We start from the raw sequence: 18,717 nt of genomic DNA on the forward strand, positions 1-18,717 counted from the left end.
CGGGTGGTTATCCACTGCCCAAGGACCGCACCACCGCCGCTGTACCCCAGCGGCGTTCAGGATTCTCAATGACTCTCGATTACGCCTTTATCCTCGGCACCCTGCCGGCGTTTCTCAAAGCCGTGGGCGTGACCTTGCAGGTCGGCCTGATCGCCATCTGCACATCGCTGCTGGTGGCCCTGATCAACGCCACGATCCTGGTATTTCGCACCCCCTACCTGTGGCGCCTGGTGGCGCTGTATGTGGAGCTGGCGCGCAATACGCCGCTGCTGATCCAGCTGTTCTTCGTGTACTTCGCCTTGCCCGCCCTGGGGATCAAGATTTCCGGGTTTGCGGCGGCGATCATCACCATGACCTTTCTCGGCGGCGCCTACCTCACCGAAGTGCTGCGCGCCGGTGTTGAAGCCGTGCCCCAGGCGCAACTGGAGTCGGGGCGTTCGATCGGCCTGTCCCCCTGGCAACTGCTGCGCTACGTGATCCTGCCGCAAGCCGGGATCCTCAGCCTGCCGTCGCTGTTCGCCAATTTCATTTTCCTGCTCAAGGAAACCACCGTGGTCTCGGCGGTGGCGGTGCCGGAGATTCTCTACACCACCAAGAGCTACATCGCGCTGTACTACAAGACCTACGAAATGCTCGCCGTGCTGACGCTGATTTGCGTGTTGCTGTTCTTGCCCCTGTCGCTGCTGCTCAGCCGCCTGGAAAGGAGGCTCCAGCATGGCCAGTTCGGGTCTTGAGTTGCTGTGGGTGTCGTTGCCGCAACTGGGCAAGGGCGCGCTGCAAACCCTGTCGATCTCCTTTTTGAGCATCGCCTTCAGCACCCTGGGCGGCGTGGTGTATGGCGTGTTGCGCAACCTGCCGAGTACGTGGCTGAACGTCGTGCTGCGGGTCTATCTGGAGCTGTTCCGGGCGATTCCGGTGCTGGTCTGGCTGTACCTGCTGTTTTTCGGCTTTCCGATCTTTTTCGGCATCAGCATTCCCAGCTTCACCTGCGCGGTGCTGGTGCTGTCGCTGTGGGGCGCCAGTGAAGTGGGCGAGGTGGTGCGCGGCGCCCTGCATTCGCTGCCCCGTGGCCAGCGTGAGGCGGGGTTGTCGATCGGCTTGTCCGGCCCGCAACTGTTCATCTATGTGCTGCTGCCCCAGGCCCTGAAACGCATGACGCCGCCGACCATCAATGTCTACACGCGGATCATCAAGACCAGCTCGCTGGCGGTGCTGATCGGCGTGGTGGATGTGATCAAGGTCGGCCAGCAGATCATCGAGCGCACCTATGAGTCGGTGTTGATCTACGGCGCGCTGTTTCTGTTTTTCTTTTTTATCTGCTACCCGCTGTCGGCCGCTTCCCGCGTGCTGGAGCGGCGCTGGACGCAAGCATGAGCGCACTGATCGAGTTCCAGGGTTTCAACAAGTTTTTCGGCGAGCAGCAGGTGCTCGACCAGGTCGACCTGCGGGTCGAATCGGGCGAAGTGATCGTGATCCTCGGCCCCAGCGGCTGTGGCAAAAGCACCCTGTTGCGCTGCCTCAACGGGCTGGAAGTGGCCCACAGCGGCAGCCTGACCTTCAATGGCCGGGAGCTGCTGGACAAGGGCACCGACTGGCGCGACGTGCGCCAGCAGATCGGCATGGTGTTCCAGAGCTACCACCTGTTCCCGCACATGAGCGTGCTCGACAACATTCTGCTCGGCCCGCTCAAGGTGCAAAAACGCGAGCGCCGCGAGGCCCGCGAACAAGCCGAAGCCTTGCTCGCCCGCGTCGGCCTGCTGGACAAGCGTGATGCCTTCCCGCGCCAGCTCTCCGGCGGCCAGCAGCAGCGCATCGCGATCGTTCGTTCGCTGTGCATGAACCCGCAAGTGATGTTGTTCGATGAAGTGACCGCCGCCCTCGACCCGGAAATGGTCAAGGAAGTACTGCAAGTGATCCAGGGCCTGGCCCGGGACGGCATGACCCTGTTGATCGTGACCCACGAAATGGCCTTCGCCCGGGCCGTGGCCGACCGCGTGGTGTTTATGGACGCCGGGCGCATCGTCGAACAGAACCCTCCCGAGATTTTCTTTACGAACCCGCAGACCGCACGCGCGCAGCAGTTCCTGGAGAAGTTCTCCTTCGTTGAAACACTGCCTAAAAAAGCACCTGAAAAGGAACTGGAGCGCTTATGAAAACTGCCAAGTCTTCGCTGTTGTTACTGCCGTTGTTCGGCCTGGCCCTGCTGGCCGGCTGCGATAAATCCACGGAGACCCCCAAGCCTGCGGCCAGCACGGTCAGCGCTGCGCCTGCGGCCGGCTACCTGGACAAGATCAAGGCCCGCGACAAGCTGATTGTCGGCGTGTTTACCGACAAGCCGCCGTTCGGGTTCGTCGATGAGGCCGGGCGTTATGTGGGGTTCGATACCGACATTGGCCGACGTTTCGCCAAGGACCTGCTGGGCGATGAGAACAAGGTCGAGTTCGTGGCGGTCGAGCCGGCCAGCCGGATTCCATTCCTGCAGAGCGACAAGGTCGACCTGATCCTGGCCAACATGACCGTGACCCCGGAGCGCAAGGAGGCGGTGGAGTTCACCAACCCCAACCTCAAGGTGGCCGTGCAGGCGCTGGTGCCGAATGGCAGCGAGGTGAAAAAACTCGATGACCTGGCGAGCCGCACCACCATCGTCACCACCGGCACCACCGCCGATATCTGGCTGACCAAGACCCACCCGGACTGGAAACTGCTGAAGTTCGAGAAAAACTCCGAGTCCCTGCAAGCCCTGGCCAACGGTCGCGGCGACGCCTATGCCCAGGACAACCTGGTGCTGTTCAGCTGGGCCAAGCAGAACCCGGGCTACCGCGTGCTGGAAGAAAAACTCGGCGACGAAGCTCCCATCGCCCCGGCCGTGAAGAAAGGCAACATCGAACTGCGCGACTGGGTCAACGCCGAACTGGCCAAGCTGGGCGAAGAGAAATACCTGCTCAAGCTCTACGACCAGTACGTGCGCAAGGAACTGAGCGACGACACCAAGCCCGAGAGCGTGATCGTCGAAGGCGGAAAATGGCAGGGCTAAGCCTGTAGCCGTGTTTTCCCAGGTGCCTCTTCGGCGCCTGTCAGGGCCAGCGCTGCCGAGCCCGCGAGGCTGCGCTGGCCCTACCTGCCACCGCCATTAAAACTGACACCCAACGGCGTCTAATCCGGCCAATGCCACGCCGGTTCGTCGAGCATGCCCTGGCCGACGATTTCGGTTTGACCGAAGTTTTTTTCCAGGACGATGGAATTGCATTCGGGGTCCTGTTGCAGGGCGGCGATCAGCCGGCTGGCATGGGACACCACCCACACCTGGCAGTGCTGCGAAGCACGGATGATCAGGCGCGCCAGGGCCGGCAACAGGTCCGGGTGCAGGCTGGTTTCCGGTTCGTTGAGCACCATCAGCGTCGGCGGGCGCGGGGTCAGCAACGCTGCGATCAGCAGCAGGTAGCGCAAGGTGCCGTCCGATAACTCGGCTGCGGAAAGCGGACGCAGCAACCCTTCCTGATAGAACTCAATGGCGAAACGCCCCCCTTGCAGCGGCGCGATCTGCAGCCGTGCGCCGGGGAACGCATCGCCGATAGCCTGGTGCAACGCTTCGGGGTCGCCGATTTCGAGGATGGTCTGCAAGGCGGCCGCCAGGTCGCGCCCGTCGTGGTGCAGCACCGGGGTGCGGGTGCCCAGTTGCGGCTGGCGAGCCGGTGCGTCGGCATCGCTGCGAAAGTGGTCATAAAAGCGCCAGCCACGGATGCTTTCCCGCAGCAGCAACACCTCGGGCGAAGAGCGCAGGCTGCCGACTTGATCGAACAGGCTGTCGAAGGTCGCGGTGTGCTGCGCGATCACGTCCCACGTGCGCCCTTCACGGGTGCGGATCATCGGCCCGGCGCGCCCCACCAACAGGCTGGACGGGCGATACAGCGGCCCGGCCCAGATGCATTCTTTCTTGATTTCCGGATCGAGGGCGAACGCCGACAGGTTCAGCGGTGGCGGCGGCTCGGGCAGGCCGAGGGAGATGGCGTAGCTGAAATCCTCAGCGGCGAACCCCAGGCGCAGGCGCGTGACTTTCTTGCGCGGCCCGCCGCCTTCAATCGCCACTTCGCCGCTGCGCATGCGCCGGCTGATGCTTTCCGGCCCGGCCCAGAAGGTCGATTGCAAGCCGCCCTCGCGCGCCAGGGCATTGACCACGCCGCCCTGGGCGGTCTCGGCCAGCAGGCGCAAGGCCCGGTACAGGTTGGACTTGCCGCTGCCGTTGGGGCCGGTGATCAGGTTCAGCCGCTCCAGCGGAATTACCAGTTTGTTGATCGAGCGGTAATTGGCCACCGCCAGGGTCTTGAGCATGCCGGGTCTCCTTTGCGTGGTGGGGAGTGTGCCTGATTTGGCGCAAAGGGAGGGTTGCGGCGAGGGAGCCTGCTCCCGTTCGTTCGCGCAGCGGACGCAAAACCTGAGGCTGCGGTGGTGCTCAAACGCCCGTGCGGGCATGTTCGCTTGCCCCGGTGAACAGGGTGCGTGCAGGGATGGAACCCTGTTCTAAGCTCACAGTCGTAACGTCACTGGCACGACAGCATCACGCAAAGGAGCCTGCATGGCTGGTCTCGAATCGAAGTGGATCGTAGCGATGAGCTTGCTGGCTCTACTCTGCGGCTGCGGTGCGGAAAAGCCCGTGGAAAAGGAGCGCCCGCGGGTGCGGGTGATGGAGGTGCGCAGCAGCGACTTCGCCCCCTCCGTGACCCTGACCGGCGACATCCAGGCCCGGGTGCAGACCGAATTGTCGTTTCGCGTGGGGGGCAAGATCATCCAGCGCGCAGTAGACGTCGGCGACCGGGTTTCAGCGCAACAGGTACTGGCCCGGCTCGACCCCAAGGACCTGCAGACCAACGTCGACTCCGCCGCCGCCTCGGTATCGGCCGAGCAGGCGCGGGTCAAGCAGGCCGCGGCGGCTTTTGTGCGCCAGCAAAAACTCCTGCCCAAGGGCTACACCAGCCAGAGTGAATACGACTCGGCCCAGGCCGCCCTGCGCAGCAGCCAGAGCGCCCTGACCGCAGCCCAGGCGCAGTTGGCCAATGCCCGCGAGCAACTGAGCTACACCGCGCTGGTGGCCGAGGCCCCCGGCATCATTACCGCGCGCCAGGCCGAAGTCGGCCAGGTGGTGCAGGCCACGGTGCCGATTTTCAGCCTGGCGCGGGACGGCGAGCGCGACGCGGTGTTCAACGTCTATGAATCGTTGCTGATGGCCCCGCCGGATAACGCGCTGATCGTCATCAGCCTGCTGGACAACCCTGAGGTCAAGACCACTGGCACCCTCCGCGAGGTGACCCCGGTGGTTTCGGCCGACAGCGGCACGGTGCAGGTCAAGGTGGCGCTCAAGGAGTTGCCGGCGGGCATGGACCTGGGCTCGGTAGTGAGTGCCACCGCCAGTGCGCCGGGCACCGCCAGCGTCGAGCTGCCCTGGTCGGCGCTGACCAAGAACTTAAGCGAGCCCGCCGTGTGGCTGGTGGGCGCGGACGGCAAGACCGAGCTGCACACGGTCAAGGTCGCGCGCTACCTGACCGGCAAAGTGATCATCGGCGAAGGCCTCAAGGGCGGTGAAAAAGTCGTGGTGGCCGGCGGGCAGTTGCTGCATCCGCAGATGTTCGTCGAGATCGCCGCCGAGGATAAAGCCCAGGGAGCCCAGCCATGATGCGCCTGTCGTTGCCGTTCGCCGCGCTGTTGTGCAGCGTGCTGCTGTTGCCGGGTTGCTCCAAGGAAGAGCCGGCGCCCGAGCCGGTGCGCCCGGTGCTGTCGATTGAAATCAAACCCGAATCCGAGGAAAGCCTGGGGCGTTTTGCCGGGAGCATCCAGGCGCGCTACGAGACCCAGCTGGGGTTTCGCGTGCCGGGGCGGATCGCCAATCGCAACGTGGATGTCGGCGCCGAGGTCGGGCAGGGCGCGTTGCTCGCGACCCTGGACCCCACCGATCAGCAGAACCAGTTGCGCGCGGCCCAGGGTGACCTGGCGCGGATCGAGGCGCAGTGGATCAATGCCCAGGCCAATGCCCGGCGCCAGCAGGAGTTGTTCGATCGCGGGGTGGGCGCCCAGGCCCAGCTGGACATCGCCCTGACCGATCTGCAAACCACCGGCGCTTCCCTGGCCCAGGCCAAGGCCTCGGTGAGCCAGGCCCGGGACCAGCTCACCTACAGCGAGTTGCGCACCGATCACGGCGGCGTGGTCACCGCCTGGAACGCCGAGGCCGGCCAGGTGGTCACCGCCGGCCAGCAAGTGGTGACCCTGGCCCGCCCGGACATCAAGGAAGCGGTGATCGACCTGCCGGCCGGCCTGGTGGATCAACTGCCGGCGGATGTGGTGTTCAAGGTCGCGGCGCAGCTGGACCCGAGCATCAACACCACGGCCATCGTCCGCGAGATCGAACCCCAGGCGCAGAGCGCGACCCGCACCCGCCGCGCACGCCTGACCCTGACCGAGACCCCCGATGGCTTTCGCCTGGGCACGGCGATCAGCGTCAGCCTCAGTTCGGCCATCGAGCCGCGCACCGAGCTGCCGCTGTCGGCGTTGCAGGAGGTCGACGGCAAGACCCGGATCTGGGTCATCGATACCCAGAACCAGACCGTGGCCCCGCGTGAGGTCACGGTGCTGCGCCGCGACACGCATTCGGCCCTGATCGGCAAGGGCGTCAAGGCCGGTGAGCGGGTGGTCAGCGCCGGCGTCAACAGCCTCAAACCGGGGCAGAAAGTCAAAATCGACGAGGACGCCCCGCGATGAAAGGGAGCTTCAATTTATCCGAGTGGGCCATCAAGCATCAGTCGTTTGTCTGGTACCTGATGTTTGTTGCGCTGCTGATGGGCGTCTTCTCCTACCTCAACCTGGGCCGCGAGGAAGACCCTTCCTTCACCATCAAGACCATGGTGATTTCCACCCGCTGGCCGGGGGCGACCCAGGAAGAAACCCTGAAGCAGGTCACCGACCGCATCGAGAAAAAACTCGAAGAACTCGACTCCCTCGACTACGTGAAAAGCTACACCCGCCCCGGCGAGTCCACGGTGTTCGTCTACCTGCGCGACACCACCAGCGCCAAGGACATCCCCGAGATCTGGTACCAGGTGCGCAAGAAGATCAACGACATTCGCGGCGACTTCCCCCAGGGCATCCAGGGCCCGGGGTTCAACGACGAGTTCGGCGATGTGTTCGGTTCGATCTACGCCTTTACCGCCGACGGCCTCAGCCTGCGGCAACTGCGCGACTATGTGGAACAGGTGCGCGCCGAGATCCGCCAGGTGCCGAACCTGGGCAAGGTGGAGATGGTCGGCGAGCAGGATGAAGTCATCTACCTGAACTTCTCGACCCGCAAGCTGGCGGCCCTGGGCATCGATCAGCGCCAGGTCCTGCAAAGCCTGCAATCGCAGAATGCGGTGACCCCGGCCGGGGTGATCGAGGCCGGGCCGGAGCGGATTTCCGTGCGTACCTCGGGGCAGTTCGCTTCCGAGAAGGACCTGGCCACGGTCAACCTGCGGCTCAATGACCGCTTCTATCGCCTGGCGGATATTGCCGACATCAGCCGTGGTTACATCGACCCGTCGACGCCGATGTTCCGCTTCAACGGGCAGCCGGCCATCGGCCTGGCGATTGCGATGAAGAAGGGCGGCAACATCCAGGACTTCGGCAAAGCGCTGCACGCACGCATGAACGAGCTGACCGCCGACCTGCCGGTGGGTGTCGGGGTGCACAAGGTCTCGGACCAGGCCGAAGTGGTGGAAGAGGCGGTGGGCGGCTTTACCAGCGCGCTGTTCGAGGCGGTGGTGATCGTGCTGGTGGTGAGTTTCATCAGCCTCGGCGTGCGCGCCGGGTTGGTGGTGGCCTGCTCGATCCCGCTGGTGCTGGCCATGGTCTTCGTGTTCATGGAGTACAGCGGCATCACCATGCAGCGCATTTCCCTCGGCGCCCTGATCATCGCCCTCGGGCTGCTGGTGGACGACGCCATGATCACGGTGGAGATGATGGTCACGCGCCTGGAGATGGGCGAGAGCAAGGAGCAGGCGGCGACCTACGCCTACACCTCGACCGCGTTCCCCATGCTCACCGGGACCCTGGTCACGGTGGCCGGTTTTGTGCCCATCGGCCTCAACGCCAGCTCCGCCGGCGAGTACACCTTCACCCTGTTTGCGGTGATCGCGGTGGCGATGCTGGTGTCCTGGGTGGTGGCGGTGCTGTTCGCGCCGGTGATCGGCATTCACATCCTCAGCAGCAACGTCAAACCCCACTCCAATGAACCGGGGCGCATTGGCCGGGCGTTCAACGGCGGCCTGCTGTGGGCCATGCGCAACCGCTGGTGGGCCATCGGCATCACCGTGCTGCTGTTCGCGCTGTCGGTGTTTTGCATGCGTTTCGTGCAGAACCAGTTCTTCCCGTCTTCCGACCGCCCGGAAATCCTGGTCGACCTCAACCTGCCGCAGAACGCCTCGATCAACGAGACGCGCCTGGCCGTGGATCGCCTGGAGGCGACCCTCAAGGACGACCCGGATATCGAGCGCTGGAGCACCTACATCGGCGAAGGTGCGATCCGCTTCTACCTGCCCCTGGACCAGCAACTGCAAAACCCCTACTACGCGCAGTTGGTGATCGTCAGCAAAGGCCTGGAACAGCGCACGGCCCTGACCCAGCGCCTGCAGAAGCGCCTGCGTGAAGACTTCGTCGGCATCGGCAGCTACGTGCAGGCCCTGGAAATGGGCCCGCCGGTGGGGCGGCCGATCCAGTACCGGGTCAGTGGCAAGGACATCGACCAGGTGCGCAAGCACGCCATCGAACTGGCCACCGAGCTGGATAAAAACAGCCATATCGGCGAGATCATCTACGACTGGAACGAGCCGGGCAAAGTCCTGCGCATCGACATCGCCCAGGACAAGGCGCGGCAGCTGGGGCTGTCTTCCGAAGACGTGGCGCGGGTGATGAATAGCATCGTCAGCGGCTCCACCGTGACCCAGGTGCATGACGATATTTACCTGATCAACGTGGTCGGGCGGGCCGACGATAATGAACGCGGTTCGCCGGAGACCTTGCAAAACCTGCAGATCGTCACCCCCAACGGCACCTCGATTCCGCTGCTGGCCTTCGCCACCGTGCGTTACGAGCTGGAGCAGCCGCTGGTCTGGCGTCGCGACCGCAAACCGACCATCACCATCAAGGCCGCGGTGCGCGACGAGATCCAGCCCACCGACCTGGTCAAGCAGCTCAAGCCGACCATCGACCGGTTTTCGTCGGCGTTGCCGGTGGGTTACTCGGTGGCCACCGGCGGTACGGTGGAGGAGAGCGGCAAGGCCCAGGGGCCGATTGCCAAGGTGGTGCCGCTGATGCTGTTTTTGATGGCGACCTTCCTGATGATCCAGCTGCACAGCGTGCAGAAGCTGTTCCTGGTGGCCAGCGTCGCGCCCCTGGGCCTGATCGGCGTGGTCCTGGCCCTGGTGCCGACGGGTACGCCCATGGGCTTTGTGGCGATCCTCGGGATCCTTGCGCTGATCGGCATCATCATCCGCAACTCGGTGATTCTGGTGACCCAGATCGATGCCTTCGAGCAGGACGGTTATTCACCCTGGGATGCGGTGGTGGAAGCCACCCAGCACCGGCGCCGGCCGATCCTGCTGACCGCAGCGGCGGCGAGCCTGGGGATGATCCCCATCGCCCGCGAAGTGTTCTGGGGGCCGATGGCCTACGCCATGATCGGCGGCATTATCGTCGCCACCCTGCTCACCCTGTTGTTCCTGCCGGCGCTCTATGTGGCCTGGTACAAAATCCAGGAACCGCAGCCGCAGGCGTGAGCCGCCGGCCGCGTCAGGCCTTGCGCCAGACGCTGGCCAGCCACGGCTGCTGCTCGCGCGGCAGGCCGGCGGGGCGGTAGTAGTGCTCCAGTTCGACAAAGCCGGCGGCGGTCAGCAAGGCCTGCCAAGCCGGCAGATCGTGGTACGAGCCGTAGCGTTCGCCGTTCCAGCCCTCGCGGTTGTCGCCGCGCGGATTGGAGCTGAAGAGCACGCCGCCCGGTTTCAGCGTGGCGTGCAGTTGCTTGAGGATCCGGGGCAACTCCTGCAAGGGGATGTGAAACAGCACCGCGTTGGCAAAGATCCCGTCGAAGTGGCCGGCGGGCAGTTCGAGTTTGAGAAAGTCCTGCTGCCAGACCTCACAGCCACTGTCGTCGCGGGCCATTTGCGCAAAACGTTCGCAGCCGTCGAGGCCGACCGCGACATGGCCCATACGGGTGAAAGTCTGCAAATCGCGGCCCGGGCCGCAGCCGAAATCCAGCACGGTAAACGGAGCCGTGCCCTGGATATGCCGCAGCAGCGCATCGATGTTCTGGCTCACATCATGATCGCGCGTACCTTCGCGAAAGCCTTCGGCAACCTGGTTGTAGTGGCCGAGTGTGGTGGCGGTGATCTGGTCGAGGTCGTCGGGGGCGAGTTTCATGGCGGCTGCGCGAGGAAGAGAGAGGGCCCGAATATACCCCAAGTCTCCCAGGGGCAACGCGGCGACGAATTGTAGCCGCTGCCGCAGGGGCCACCGTCAGCGTTTGTTGAGGATTCGGGCCAGGCGGTCGCCGCCCAGTTGGATGGCGGCCACCAGGATCACCAGCAGCACGATCACGGTGAGCATCACCTGGCTGTCGAAGCGCTGGTAGCCGTAGCGGTAGGCGATGTCGCCCAGGCCACCGGCACCGATGGCGCCGGCCATGGCCGAGGAGTTGATCATGGTCACCAGGGTGATGGTGAACCCCCCCACGATCCCCGGCAGCGCCTCGGGCAGCAGCACGTGCCAGACGATGTGCCAGCGCCGGCAGCCCATGGCCTGCGCAGCTTCGATCAACCCATGGTCGACCTCCCGCAGGCTGACTTCGGCGATCCGCGCGAAGAACGGCGTCGCGGCGATGGTCAGCGGCACCACGGCGGCCCAGACGCCATAGGTGGTGCCGACAATCAGCCGGGTAAAGGGAATCAGCGCCACCATCAGGATCAGGAACGGGATCGAGCGAAACAGGTTCACAAACGCCCCCAGCGCCCGGTTCAGCGCCGGCGCTTCATAGATCCCGCCCCTGGAACTGGTGACCAGGATCACCGCAAGCGGAATCCCCGCCAGCAGGGCGATCAGCGAGGACACGCCGACCATCAAAAAGGTGTCGATGACCCCTTGCAGCAAACGGTCAAACCACATAACCCAGCACCTCCACCTGTTGTGCCCAATCGCCCGCGCGCTGGCGCAGTTCTTCCGCGCCCAGGGACGAACCACTCACCGCCAGCAGCAATTGCCCCAGGGCATGCCCCTGGATCCGTTCCACACCGCCCTGCAACAGCCGCACACGCCCGCCCAGAGCACTGAACAGCGCCGCCAGGTCCGGCTCGTCGCCGCTGGCGCCGGTGAACTGCAAGCGCAGCACCACGGCGGCCTGGGCCGACTCCGGTTGCGCCCGCAGGCGCTGTTGCAGCTCTTGCGGCAAGCCATGCTGCAAGGGCGCGAGCAGGGTTTTGCTGACCTCGTGCTGCGGGTTGCCGAACACTTCCCAGACCGGACCCTGCTCGACAATGCGCCCGTGCTCGAGCACCACCACCCGGTCACAGATATCGCGGATCACCGCCATCTCGTGGGTGATCAGGACGATGGTCAGGCCCAGGCGCTGGTTGATCTCCTTGAGCAGGCCGAGGATCGATTGGGTGGTCTCCGGGTCCAGGGCCGAGGTGGCCTCGTCGCACAGCAGGATCGCCGGGTCGTGCACCAGGGCCCGGGCGATCCCGACCCGCTGCTTCTGCCCGCCGGACAACTGCGCCGGGTAAGCCTTGTGCTTGTCTTGCAGCCCCACCAGCTCCAGCAGCTCGCGGACTTTGTTCTGGCGTTGCTCCTTGGGTACGCCGGCCACCTTCAGCGGCAGCTCGACGTTCTGCCACACGGTCTTGGCCGACATCAGGTTGAAGTGCTGGAAGATCATGCCGATGCGCCGACGCAGTTGCACCAGGCGGTCTTCGTCGAATTCGCCGATGTCCACCTGGTCGATCAGCACCCGGCCGCTGCTGGGTTGCTCCAGGCGGTTGATGGTGCGGATCAGCGACGACTTGCCGGCGCCGCTGCGGCCGATGATGCCGAACACCTCGCCGTGCTGGATCGCCAGGTCGATGCCTTGCAGGGCCGGCACCGGGCCTTGCGCGCCCTGGTAGGTCTTGCCCAGGCCGATAAAGCGCACGTGGGCGCGGTTGAGCTGCGGGTGCAGCTCGGCCTGCTGGGCGCTGTGGGGCTGTTGTTCGGGCAGCTTGCGCTGAAGGCTGGCGACGCTCATCTCAGCCTTCCCAGCCGGCTTGGTAGAGCTTGCCGTGGGCTTTATCCAGGGCGGCGCGCACAGCCGGCGAATGCTGGTAGATATCGACGAACTTGATCAGCCGCGGGTCGGTCTTGCTCTTGGGCTGGATCACGAACTGGATCACGTATTCCTTGTGGTCCAGGCCGTCGAACAGCAGGGCGGAGCCGGCGTCGAAGGTCTTGGCCAGGCGGATGTACGCCGGGTAGCCCTGGACCAGATCGGCATCGTCATAGGCGCGTACCAGTTGCACGGCCTCGACCTGGAGGATCTTGATCTTTTTCGGGTTGGCGATGATGTCGTCTTCGGTGGCCTTGTAGCCCACGCCCGGTTTGAGAGTGATCAGGCCGGCCTTGGCCAGCAGTTGCAGGCCGCGCCCGCTGTTGATCGGGTCGTTGGCGATGGCGACGCTGGCGCCTTCGGGCAGCTCGTCGAAGCTTTTGTATTTCTTCGAGTACAGGCCGACGTTGTTGATGATCCCCGGGGCGAAGGGCACCAGGTCGAAACCGGCGGCGGCCTTGGCGTTTTCCAGGAACGGGATGTGCTGGAAATAGTTCACGTCGATATCACCGGCCGCGAGGCTGACGTTGGGCGCGATCCAGTCGGTGAATTCCACCAGCTCGACGTTCAGGCCCTGTTTGCCGGCCTCTTCAACGGCGGCTTCCAGGGGGATGGCAAAGGCCGCGGTGGTGCCGACCTTGAGGGGTTTGTCGGCGGCAAACACGGCGCCGCTGAAGAGTCCGAGGGCGAGGACCAGTGCTTTGACTGGGTGGCTCAGGAGTTTGCTTTTCATGGTGGTTATTTCCAGTCAATACGAATGAGTTGAGCAATTTTTGTGGGTGCAGCGAAGAGCGTTGTCTGTGGCGAGGGAGCTTGCTCCCGCTGGCTTGCGAAGCAAGCCCAAACCCTGATGACGCGGTATTGCTGGAGAAACTGCGTCGCCCGGATTTGGGGCCGCTACGCGACCCAGCGGGAGCAAGCTCCCTCGCCACAAGGGTTGCAGCCACGGCGGCTCGCTAGAGCCGCCGGGACTCAGCGGCGGTAGGCCGCGCCGGTGTGTCGTTCAGGCAGCTTGCGGTCCTGGCGGAACAGCTTTTCGCGCAAGGTGCCGTCGTCGTAGGCGGTCTTGTACGAGCCGCGCCGTTGCAGTTCCGGGATCACCAGATCGATGAAATCGACGTAGCTTTCCGGGGTCACGATGCGGGTCAGGTTGAAGCCGTCGAGGCCGGTTTCGGCGATCCACGATTCCAGTTCATCCGCCACTTGCTGCGCCGAGCCGACCACGGTGATGTAGCGTCCGCCGAGGGCGTGCTGGTCGAGCAATTTGCGTCGGGTCCAGTCGTTGTTCTGCAGGTTTTTGGTGGCCGACTGGATGGCGTTGCTCTTCACGTACTGGATCGGCTCGTCGATTTCGTACTGGGCGAAGTCGATGCCGGTCGAGGCCGAAAAGTGCGCGACACCGGCTTCGGCGCTGGCGTGGCTGCGGTACTCGGCGTGCTTGGCCCAGGCGGCTTCCTCGGTCTCGCCGACGATCACGTTGAGGCCCATGAACACCTTGATGTCCTCGGGGTTGCGCCCGGCGGCCACGGCGCTGGCGCGGACCTTGTCCACCTGGGCCTTGGTCGACGGCTTGTTCTGGCCGCTGATAAAGACGCACTCGGCATGGCGCCCGGCAAACAGCAATCCGCGGTCCGAACTGCCGGCCTGGAACAGCACCGGGGTGCGTTGGGGCGAGGGCTCGCACAGGTGATAACCCTCGACCTGATAGAACTCGCCCTGGTGCTCGACCTTGTGCACTTTGTCCGGCTGGGCGTAGATGCGCTGCGCCGGGTCGTTGAGCACCGCGTCGTCTTCCCAGCTGCCTTCCCAGAGCTTGTACAGCACCTCCAGGTACTCGTCGGCCTGGTCGTAGCGCCGGTCGTGTTCCACCTGTTCCGAGAGCCCCATGGCCTTGGCTGCGCTGTCCAGGTAGCCGGTGACGATGTTCCAGCCGACCCGGCCGCTGCTCAGGTGGTCAAGGGTCGACATGCGCCGGGCGAACAGGTACGGCGGCTCGTAGGTGAGGTTGGCGGTCAGGCCGAAACCGAGGTTTTTCGTCACGGCGGCCATGGCCGAAACCAGCAGCAGCGGGTCATTGACCGGCAGCTGGATCGACTCTTTCAGCGTGACGTCCACCGAGTTCTGATAGACGTCGTACACGCCGACGATGTCGGCGATAAACAGCCCGTCGAACAGCCCGCGCTCCAGCAACTGGGCCAGTTCGGTCCAGTAGGCGAGGGTTTTGTATTGGGTCGAGTTGTCCCGTGGGTGAGTCCACAGGCCGTGGTTGATGTGCCCGATGCAGTTCATGTTGAAGGCATTGAGCAGGATCTTTTTTTTCGCCCCCATCAGATCGTCCCCCGCAGTGGCGGGTTCGTTTCATTCAGGTAGTAATTGCCCACGGCGTGGTACTTCCAGCGCACCGGGTCGTGCAGGGTGTGCACCCGGGCGTTGCGCCAGTGACGGTCAAGGCCGTGCTCGGCCAGGGTCGCCTGGCTGCCGGCCAGCTCGAACAGGGTGCTGCCGGCGGCCAGGGAAATTTCGGTGCTCAGGGCGCGGGCTTCGGCGACCGCGATCGAGGCGGCGGCCACGGTCTCGGCGTTGGTCTGGGCCTGGGCCAGGTCGAGGAACTCTCCTGAGCGTTCCAGCAGCGCCTCGGTGGCGTGCAGACGGATGCTCAGGTGGCCGAAGCTCTTGAGGGTCAGCGGGTCTTCGGTGGCCTTGTCGCTGGTGGCGTCGATCCACGGCCGGGTCTTGGTCCGCACGAAATGCAGCGCGTCCTCGTAAGCGGCGCGGGCGATGCCGGTGTCGATGGCGGCGTGGAGGATCTGCGCCAGCGGGCCGACCGTGGTCGGGCGCTCGAAGGCGCTCTGGAACGGGACCACGTCCTGGGCGGCGACGTACACGTTTTCAAACAGCACCGAGCCACTGCCGGTGGTGCGCTGGCCAAAACCCGACCAGTCATCGATCACGCTCAGGCCTTGGCTGTCACGCTGGACGAAGGCCAGTTGCTGCACGCCGTGTTCATCCACCACCGAGGTCGGGATGCGCTGGGCGTAGATGGCGCCCGTGGCGTAGAACTTGCGGCCATTGATGCGGTAGCCATCGCCGTCGCGGGTCAGGGCCGTGGTGCGGTCGTGGGCGGTCTTGGTCCCCAGTTCCGCCAGGGCATTGCCGAAGCGGCGGCCAGCCAGGACTTCGGCGTACAGCCGTTGTTTCTGCTCGGGGCTGCCATTCACCCGCAGCACTTCCAGGGCGTAAAAATGGTTTTGCGGGATCTGCCCCAGAGAGGCATCCGCCTGGGCGATCAGCGCGGTGACTTTGGCCAGGGTGACGTTGGATACGCCAGCACCGCCGTACTCCTTGGGCACGCTGATGCCCCACAGGCCCGAGCGGGAAAACACTTCCAGCTCTGGGTGCGGCAGGCGGCGTTCGCGGTCGCGCAGGGCGCTGTCGCGCTTGAAATCTTCGGCCAGGTCGCTGGCGACAATCAGGGCTTGCTCATCGCTGGTTATGACCGCGACGTGTTGGGAAAGAGTCATGTACTTCTCCAGTGGTCTGGTTGTCAGATCCAGGAATGGCGAGCAGGCAACGTGCCGTTCAGGTGATAGGCGCCTACGGCGTGGTATTTCCAGCGCACCGGGTCGTGCAGGGTGTGTACCCGCGCGTTGCGCCAGTGGCGGTCGAGGTTGAATTCGGCCAGGGTGGCGCGGCTGCCGGCCAGTTCGAACAGCTTCTCGCTGGCCAGCAGCGAGATCTCGGTGGTCAGTACCTTGGCTTCGGCCACGGCGATCGAGGCGCGGGCGGCGGACTCGGCGGTGATCGGCGCCGCGTTGACTTGGTCCAGCACCCGGCCGGCCTTGCGCAACAGCGCCTCGGCGGCGTGCAGTTCGATTTTCAGCTTGCCGATATCGGCGATCACATACAGGTCATCGCTGGCGCGCTCGACGTTGGCGTCGACCCAGGGCCGCGCCCGCTCGCGAACAAAACTGATGGCGTCGTCGATCGCCGCACGGGCAATGCCGGCGTCGATGGCGGCCTGGATCAGTTGCGACACCGCGCCCTGGATATTGGGCACCTCGTTGATCCGCCAGTTGTCCACCACCAGGTCGGCGTCGACCCGCACGTTGTTGAGCAGGATGGTGCCGCTGGCGGTGGTGCGCTGGCCGAAGCCCGACCAGTCGTCGACGATGCGCAGGCCCGGGGTGCCGCGCCGCACGAACGCCAGCACTTGCTTGCCGTCATCGTTGAGCGCCTTGACCGCCACCCAGTGCGCGAACAGCGCGCCGGTGGAGTAGAACTTCTGGCCGTTGATCACATAGCCGTCACCGTCGGCGGTGATGCGTGCCTTGAGTTCCAGGGTGTTTTTGGTGCCGCGCTCGGGGCCGGCATTACCGATGCGCCAGCCTTCGAGCACGCTCTGGAACAGTTGTTTTTTCTGCCGTTCGGTGGCGCTGGCGAGGACCAGGTTGAGCACCCCGAACTGGTTTTGCGGGATCTGCCCCAGGGCCGGGTCGGCGGCGGACACAATGGCGAAGACCTCGGCCAGGGTCACGAATGAAACCTGCGGGCCACCGTATTCGCGGGGGATGGCAATACTGCCCAGGCCGCTGCGGGTGAATTGCTCGATCTGCGCCCAGGGCAACTTGCGCTGGCGATCGCGCTGCGCGGCCTGCTGGCGCGCGGCTGCGGCCAGTTCATGGGCGGCTTGCAGGGCTTGGGCGTCGTTGAGCAGGACCTGTGCGGGCAGCAACAGGGGGGCGATATCCAGATCGCTCTGGACTTTTGCATCGGCCAGATTGGACATCAGCGCCACTCCTTGGCTGCACGCAATGCCCTGGCGATCTGCACTGGGGTGATTGTGTTCCGGACCATACCTACCTCACATCTCATGGATATGCCGCGGTCGTGCGGCGAAATCAGAATCAAAGAATGTCCGGTGGTCCGGTGCATATACCCTATGCGTGTATAAAAATTAAATAAACTAACTTTTAGGAATATACATAGAAGGGGTTTACGTATACGGCAGGATGGCCGATGGCGGCCCAGTGGCTGCGGGCTGGCGCGGTGTGTGGCCGCCGTCGGCGAGCATTTTTCGTCGGCAGCAACGAGCACGGCGGGAGGGATGAAAACACCCGATGGGAGGCGATCAGCGGCGGACGTTCAGGCGGCGTCGCGGGCGTTACTGGTACTGGTCGAGCTCGTCGGTGAGCGATTGCAGCAGCGACTCGGGGGGCAGCAACAGGCCTTGCCCGTGCGCATCCGCAAACACCAGGCAGAGCGTGGCGTCACGCTGCATGCCGGGCAGCCAGTGGGAGAGGAAATGGGTCAGCTCAATGGGCTTGGGTTGGAAGCCCTGCCATGGGCCGTGGGCGCACAAGGCGGCGAAATCCGCCTCCGGCCAGAACGGGATGGCGCTGGCCTGGGCAGCGCCGGCGCTGGCCCAGCCGTCCGCGAACAGCCCCCAGATGACCTGGAAATCCGCCACCTTGCGGATCAGGTAATCGCACCGGGCCTGGGGCGAGAGCCGGAGCAGGTTGTGGATTTTCTGCGGCGCCAGCATCAGGTTTCCAGGGGCTGAAATGGGAGCGGGTAGTCGACGGTGGGAGTTTGAAGCTTCATGTGCCGGGGTTGAGAAACTTGCTCAGAAACTGCCGGGTGCGTTCTTCCTTGGGGTGGGCGAACAGCTCCTTGGCGTCGCCCTGTTCGACGATCACGCCCTTGTCGAAGAAGATCACCCGGTTGGCCACGTCGCGCGCGAAGCTCATCTCGTGGGTGACGATGACCATGGTGCGTTTTTCTTCAGCCAGGCTGCGGATGGTCGCCAGCACCTCGCCCACCAGTTCCGGGTCCAGGGCGGAAGTGGGTTCGTCGAAGAGGATCACTTCCGGCTCCATGGCCAGTGCCCGGGCAATCGCCACGCGCTGTTGCTGACCACCGGACAGGCGCCGGGGGTAGGCGTCTTCCTTGCCCGCCAGGCCGACCTTGAGCAGCAGCCGACGGCCCAGGGCTTCGGCCAGGGGGCGCGGTGTTTTTTTTACCACCAGCGGGCCCTCGATCACGTTCTCCAGTGCGGTGCGATGGGGGAACAGGTTGAAGTTCTGGAACACGAAACCCACCTGCTGGCGCAACTTGCGCACCAGGCCTTGTTGCTGGCTCAGGGGCCGGCTGCCGTCGATTTCGATGTCGCCGACCTTGATCCGGCCGCTGCTGGGTTCTTCGAGAAAATTCAGGCAGCGCAGGAAGGTGGTCTTGCCCGAGCCGCTGGGGCCGATGATGGCCACCACTTCGCCGGCGGCGACGGTCAGGTCGATGCCATTGAGCACCGTCTGACCCTTGAATTGCTTGGTCAGTTTTTCAACCACGATCAT

The 18,717-nt window shown here is 64.6% G+C and carries 17 protein-coding genes; 7 read left to right on the plus strand and 10 right to left on the minus strand.

The window, feature by feature from the left end; all coding sequences use genetic code 11:
* The first annotated feature begins 68 nt into the window (after positions 1 to 68).
* From CF161_RS26800 to CF161_RS26815, 4 genes are read left to right on the plus strand one after another with little or no spacing between them, the layout of a single operon-like run.
* The gene (locus CF161_RS26800; RefSeq protein ID WP_020299770.1) at positions 69 to 734 is read left to right on the plus strand and encodes an amino acid ABC transporter permease; all 666 of its coding nucleotides are present in this window, start codon (positions 69 to 71) and stop codon (positions 732 to 734) included.
* The gene (locus CF161_RS26805; RefSeq protein WP_020299771.1) at positions 715 to 1,374 is read left to right on the plus strand and encodes an amino acid ABC transporter permease; all 660 of its coding nucleotides are present in this window, start codon (positions 715 to 717) and stop codon (positions 1,372 to 1,374) included. Before CF161_RS26800 ends, CF161_RS26805 begins: the two co-directional genes overlap by 20 nt.
* Positions 1,371 to 2,153 carry an amino acid ABC transporter ATP-binding protein gene (locus tag CF161_RS26810; protein ID WP_020299772.1) on the plus strand — a complete coding sequence of 261 codons (783 nt, stop codon included), beginning with the start codon at positions 1,371 to 1,373 and terminating at the stop codon, positions 2,151 to 2,153. The genes CF161_RS26805 and CF161_RS26810 overlap by 4 nt, the downstream gene beginning before the upstream one ends.
* The gene (locus CF161_RS26815; protein WP_020299773.1) at positions 2,150 to 3,034 is read left to right on the plus strand and encodes a transporter substrate-binding domain-containing protein; all 885 of its coding nucleotides are present in this window, start codon (positions 2,150 to 2,152) and stop codon (positions 3,032 to 3,034) included. Before CF161_RS26810 ends, CF161_RS26815 begins: the two co-directional genes overlap by 4 nt.
* 119 nt (positions 3,035 to 3,153) lie before the next feature.
* Here the strand turns inward: CF161_RS26815 and CF161_RS26820 are convergent, their stop codons facing one another.
* A complete protein-coding gene (locus CF161_RS26820; RefSeq protein ID WP_020299774.1) occupies positions 3,154 to 4,329 on the minus strand; it encodes an AAA family ATPase in 1,176 nt (391 codons plus the stop codon).
* A 244-nt stretch (positions 4,330 to 4,573) separates the two neighbouring features.
* On the opposite strand from CF161_RS26820, the gene CF161_RS26825 reads away from it, so the two are divergent.
* From CF161_RS26825 to CF161_RS26835, 3 genes are read left to right on the plus strand one after another with little or no spacing between them, the layout of a single operon-like run.
* Positions 4,574 to 5,668: an efflux RND transporter periplasmic adaptor subunit gene (locus CF161_RS26825; protein ID WP_043230460.1), complete on the plus strand. Its 1,095-nt coding sequence runs from the start codon at positions 4,574 to 4,576 to the stop codon at positions 5,666 to 5,668.
* Positions 5,665 to 6,747 carry an efflux RND transporter periplasmic adaptor subunit gene (locus CF161_RS26830; protein WP_020299776.1) on the plus strand — a complete coding sequence of 361 codons (1,083 nt, stop codon included), beginning with the start codon at positions 5,665 to 5,667 and terminating at the stop codon, positions 6,745 to 6,747. Before CF161_RS26825 ends, CF161_RS26830 begins: the two co-directional genes overlap by 4 nt.
* Entirely contained in the window at positions 6,744 to 9,794 is a 3,051-nt protein-coding gene (locus CF161_RS26835; RefSeq protein WP_020299777.1) for an efflux RND transporter permease subunit, read from the plus strand. The genes CF161_RS26830 and CF161_RS26835 overlap by 4 nt, the downstream gene beginning before the upstream one ends.
* Before the next feature lie 13 nt (positions 9,795 to 9,807).
* On the opposite strand, the gene CF161_RS26840 is transcribed toward CF161_RS26835, so the two are convergent.
* From CF161_RS26840 to tcyN, 9 genes are all read right to left on the minus strand, one after another.
* Positions 9,808 to 10,434 carry a bifunctional 2-polyprenyl-6-hydroxyphenol methylase/3-demethylubiquinol 3-O-methyltransferase UbiG gene (locus CF161_RS26840; RefSeq protein WP_020299778.1) on the minus strand — a complete coding sequence of 209 codons (627 nt, stop codon included), beginning with the start codon at positions 10,432 to 10,434 and terminating at the stop codon, positions 9,808 to 9,810.
* 96 nt (positions 10,435 to 10,530) lie between these two features.
* The gene (locus CF161_RS26845; RefSeq protein WP_020299779.1) at positions 10,531 to 11,175 is read right to left on the minus strand and encodes a methionine ABC transporter permease; all 645 of its coding nucleotides are present in this window, start codon (positions 11,173 to 11,175) and stop codon (positions 10,531 to 10,533) included.
* The gene (locus CF161_RS26850; protein WP_020299780.1) at positions 11,165 to 12,289 is read right to left on the minus strand and encodes a methionine ABC transporter ATP-binding protein; all 1,125 of its coding nucleotides are present in this window, start codon (positions 12,287 to 12,289) and stop codon (positions 11,165 to 11,167) included. Before CF161_RS26850 ends, CF161_RS26845 begins: the two co-directional genes overlap by 11 nt.
* 1 nt (position 12,290) lies before the next feature.
* Positions 12,291 to 13,100, minus strand: a complete 810-nt coding sequence (locus CF161_RS26855; RefSeq protein WP_020299781.1) for a MetQ/NlpA family ABC transporter substrate-binding protein — start codon at positions 13,098 to 13,100, stop codon at positions 12,291 to 12,293.
* 239 nt (positions 13,101 to 13,339) lie between these two features.
* A complete protein-coding gene (locus tag CF161_RS26860; protein ID WP_020299782.1) occupies positions 13,340 to 14,695 on the minus strand; it encodes an LLM class flavin-dependent oxidoreductase in 1,356 nt (451 codons plus the stop codon).
* Positions 14,695 to 15,888 carry an SfnB family sulfur acquisition oxidoreductase gene (locus tag CF161_RS26865; protein WP_020299783.1) on the minus strand — a complete coding sequence of 398 codons (1,194 nt, stop codon included), beginning with the start codon at positions 15,886 to 15,888 and terminating at the stop codon, positions 14,695 to 14,697. Before CF161_RS26865 ends, CF161_RS26860 begins: the two co-directional genes overlap by 1 nt.
* A 23-nt stretch (positions 15,889 to 15,911) precedes the next feature.
* Complete coding sequence (locus CF161_RS26870) at positions 15,912 to 17,153, minus strand: SfnB family sulfur acquisition oxidoreductase (RefSeq protein WP_020299784.1); 1,242 nt, start codon at positions 17,151 to 17,153, stop codon at positions 15,912 to 15,914.
* A 375-nt stretch (positions 17,154 to 17,528) separates the two neighbouring features.
* A complete protein-coding gene (locus CF161_RS26875) occupies positions 17,529 to 17,909 on the minus strand; it encodes a DUF2750 domain-containing protein (protein WP_020299785.1) in 381 nt (126 codons plus the stop codon).
* Positions 17,910 to 17,964: 55 nt separating this feature from the next.
* Positions 17,965 to 18,717, minus strand: a complete 753-nt coding sequence (gene tcyN / locus CF161_RS26880) for an L-cystine ABC transporter ATP-binding protein TcyN (RefSeq protein ID WP_020299786.1) — start codon at positions 18,715 to 18,717, stop codon at positions 17,965 to 17,967.

The sequence above is a fragment of the Pseudomonas sp. CF161 genome (genome assembly GCF_000416215.1).
Classification (GTDB): domain Bacteria; phylum Pseudomonadota; class Gammaproteobacteria; order Pseudomonadales; family Pseudomonadaceae; genus Aquipseudomonas.

What these genes read in the sequence shown, in the direction of transcription:
- CF161_RS26875 (WP_020299785.1), bottom strand. Translation starts at nt 17,909, where the DNA reads ATGCTGGCGCCGCAGAAAATCCACAACCTGCTCCGGCTCTCGCCCCAG.
- tcyN (WP_020299786.1), bottom strand. Translation starts at nt 18,717, where the DNA reads ATGATCGTGGTTGAAAAACTGACCAAGCAATTCAAGGGTCAGACGGTG.
- CF161_RS26815 (WP_020299773.1), top strand. Translation starts at nt 2,150, where the DNA reads ATGAAAACTGCCAAGTCTTCGCTGTTGTTACTGCCGTTGTTCGGCCTG.
- CF161_RS26865 (WP_020299783.1), bottom strand. Translation starts at nt 15,888, where the DNA reads ATGACTCTTTCCCAACACGTCGCGGTCATAACCAGCGATGAGCAAGCC.
- CF161_RS26825 (WP_043230460.1), top strand. Translation starts at nt 4,574, where the DNA reads ATGGCTGGTCTCGAATCGAAGTGGATCGTAGCGATGAGCTTGCTGGCT.
- CF161_RS26820 (WP_020299774.1), bottom strand. Translation starts at nt 4,329, where the DNA reads ATGCTCAAGACCCTGGCGGTGGCCAATTACCGCTCGATCAACAAACTG.
- CF161_RS26840 (WP_020299778.1), bottom strand. Translation starts at nt 10,434, where the DNA reads ATGAAACTCGCCCCCGACGACCTCGACCAGATCACCGCCACCACACTC.
- CF161_RS26835 (WP_020299777.1), top strand. Translation starts at nt 6,744, where the DNA reads ATGAAAGGGAGCTTCAATTTATCCGAGTGGGCCATCAAGCATCAGTCG.
- CF161_RS26800 (WP_020299770.1), top strand. Translation starts at nt 69, where the DNA reads ATGACTCTCGATTACGCCTTTATCCTCGGCACCCTGCCGGCGTTTCTC.
- CF161_RS26810 (WP_020299772.1), top strand. Translation starts at nt 1,371, where the DNA reads ATGAGCGCACTGATCGAGTTCCAGGGTTTCAACAAGTTTTTCGGCGAG.
- CF161_RS26845 (WP_020299779.1), bottom strand. Translation starts at nt 11,175, where the DNA reads ATGTGGTTTGACCGTTTGCTGCAAGGGGTCATCGACACCTTTTTGATG.
- CF161_RS26805 (WP_020299771.1), top strand. Translation starts at nt 715, where the DNA reads ATGGCCAGTTCGGGTCTTGAGTTGCTGTGGGTGTCGTTGCCGCAACTG.
- CF161_RS26850 (WP_020299780.1), bottom strand. Translation starts at nt 12,289, where the DNA reads ATGAGCGTCGCCAGCCTTCAGCGCAAGCTGCCCGAACAACAGCCCCAC.
- CF161_RS26855 (WP_020299781.1), bottom strand. Translation starts at nt 13,100, where the DNA reads ATGAAAAGCAAACTCCTGAGCCACCCAGTCAAAGCACTGGTCCTCGCC.
- CF161_RS26870 (WP_020299784.1), bottom strand. Translation starts at nt 17,153, where the DNA reads ATGTCCAATCTGGCCGATGCAAAAGTCCAGAGCGATCTGGATATCGCC.
- CF161_RS26860 (WP_020299782.1), bottom strand. Translation starts at nt 14,695, where the DNA reads ATGGGGGCGAAAAAAAAGATCCTGCTCAATGCCTTCAACATGAACTGC.
- CF161_RS26830 (WP_020299776.1), top strand. Translation starts at nt 5,665, where the DNA reads ATGATGCGCCTGTCGTTGCCGTTCGCCGCGCTGTTGTGCAGCGTGCTG.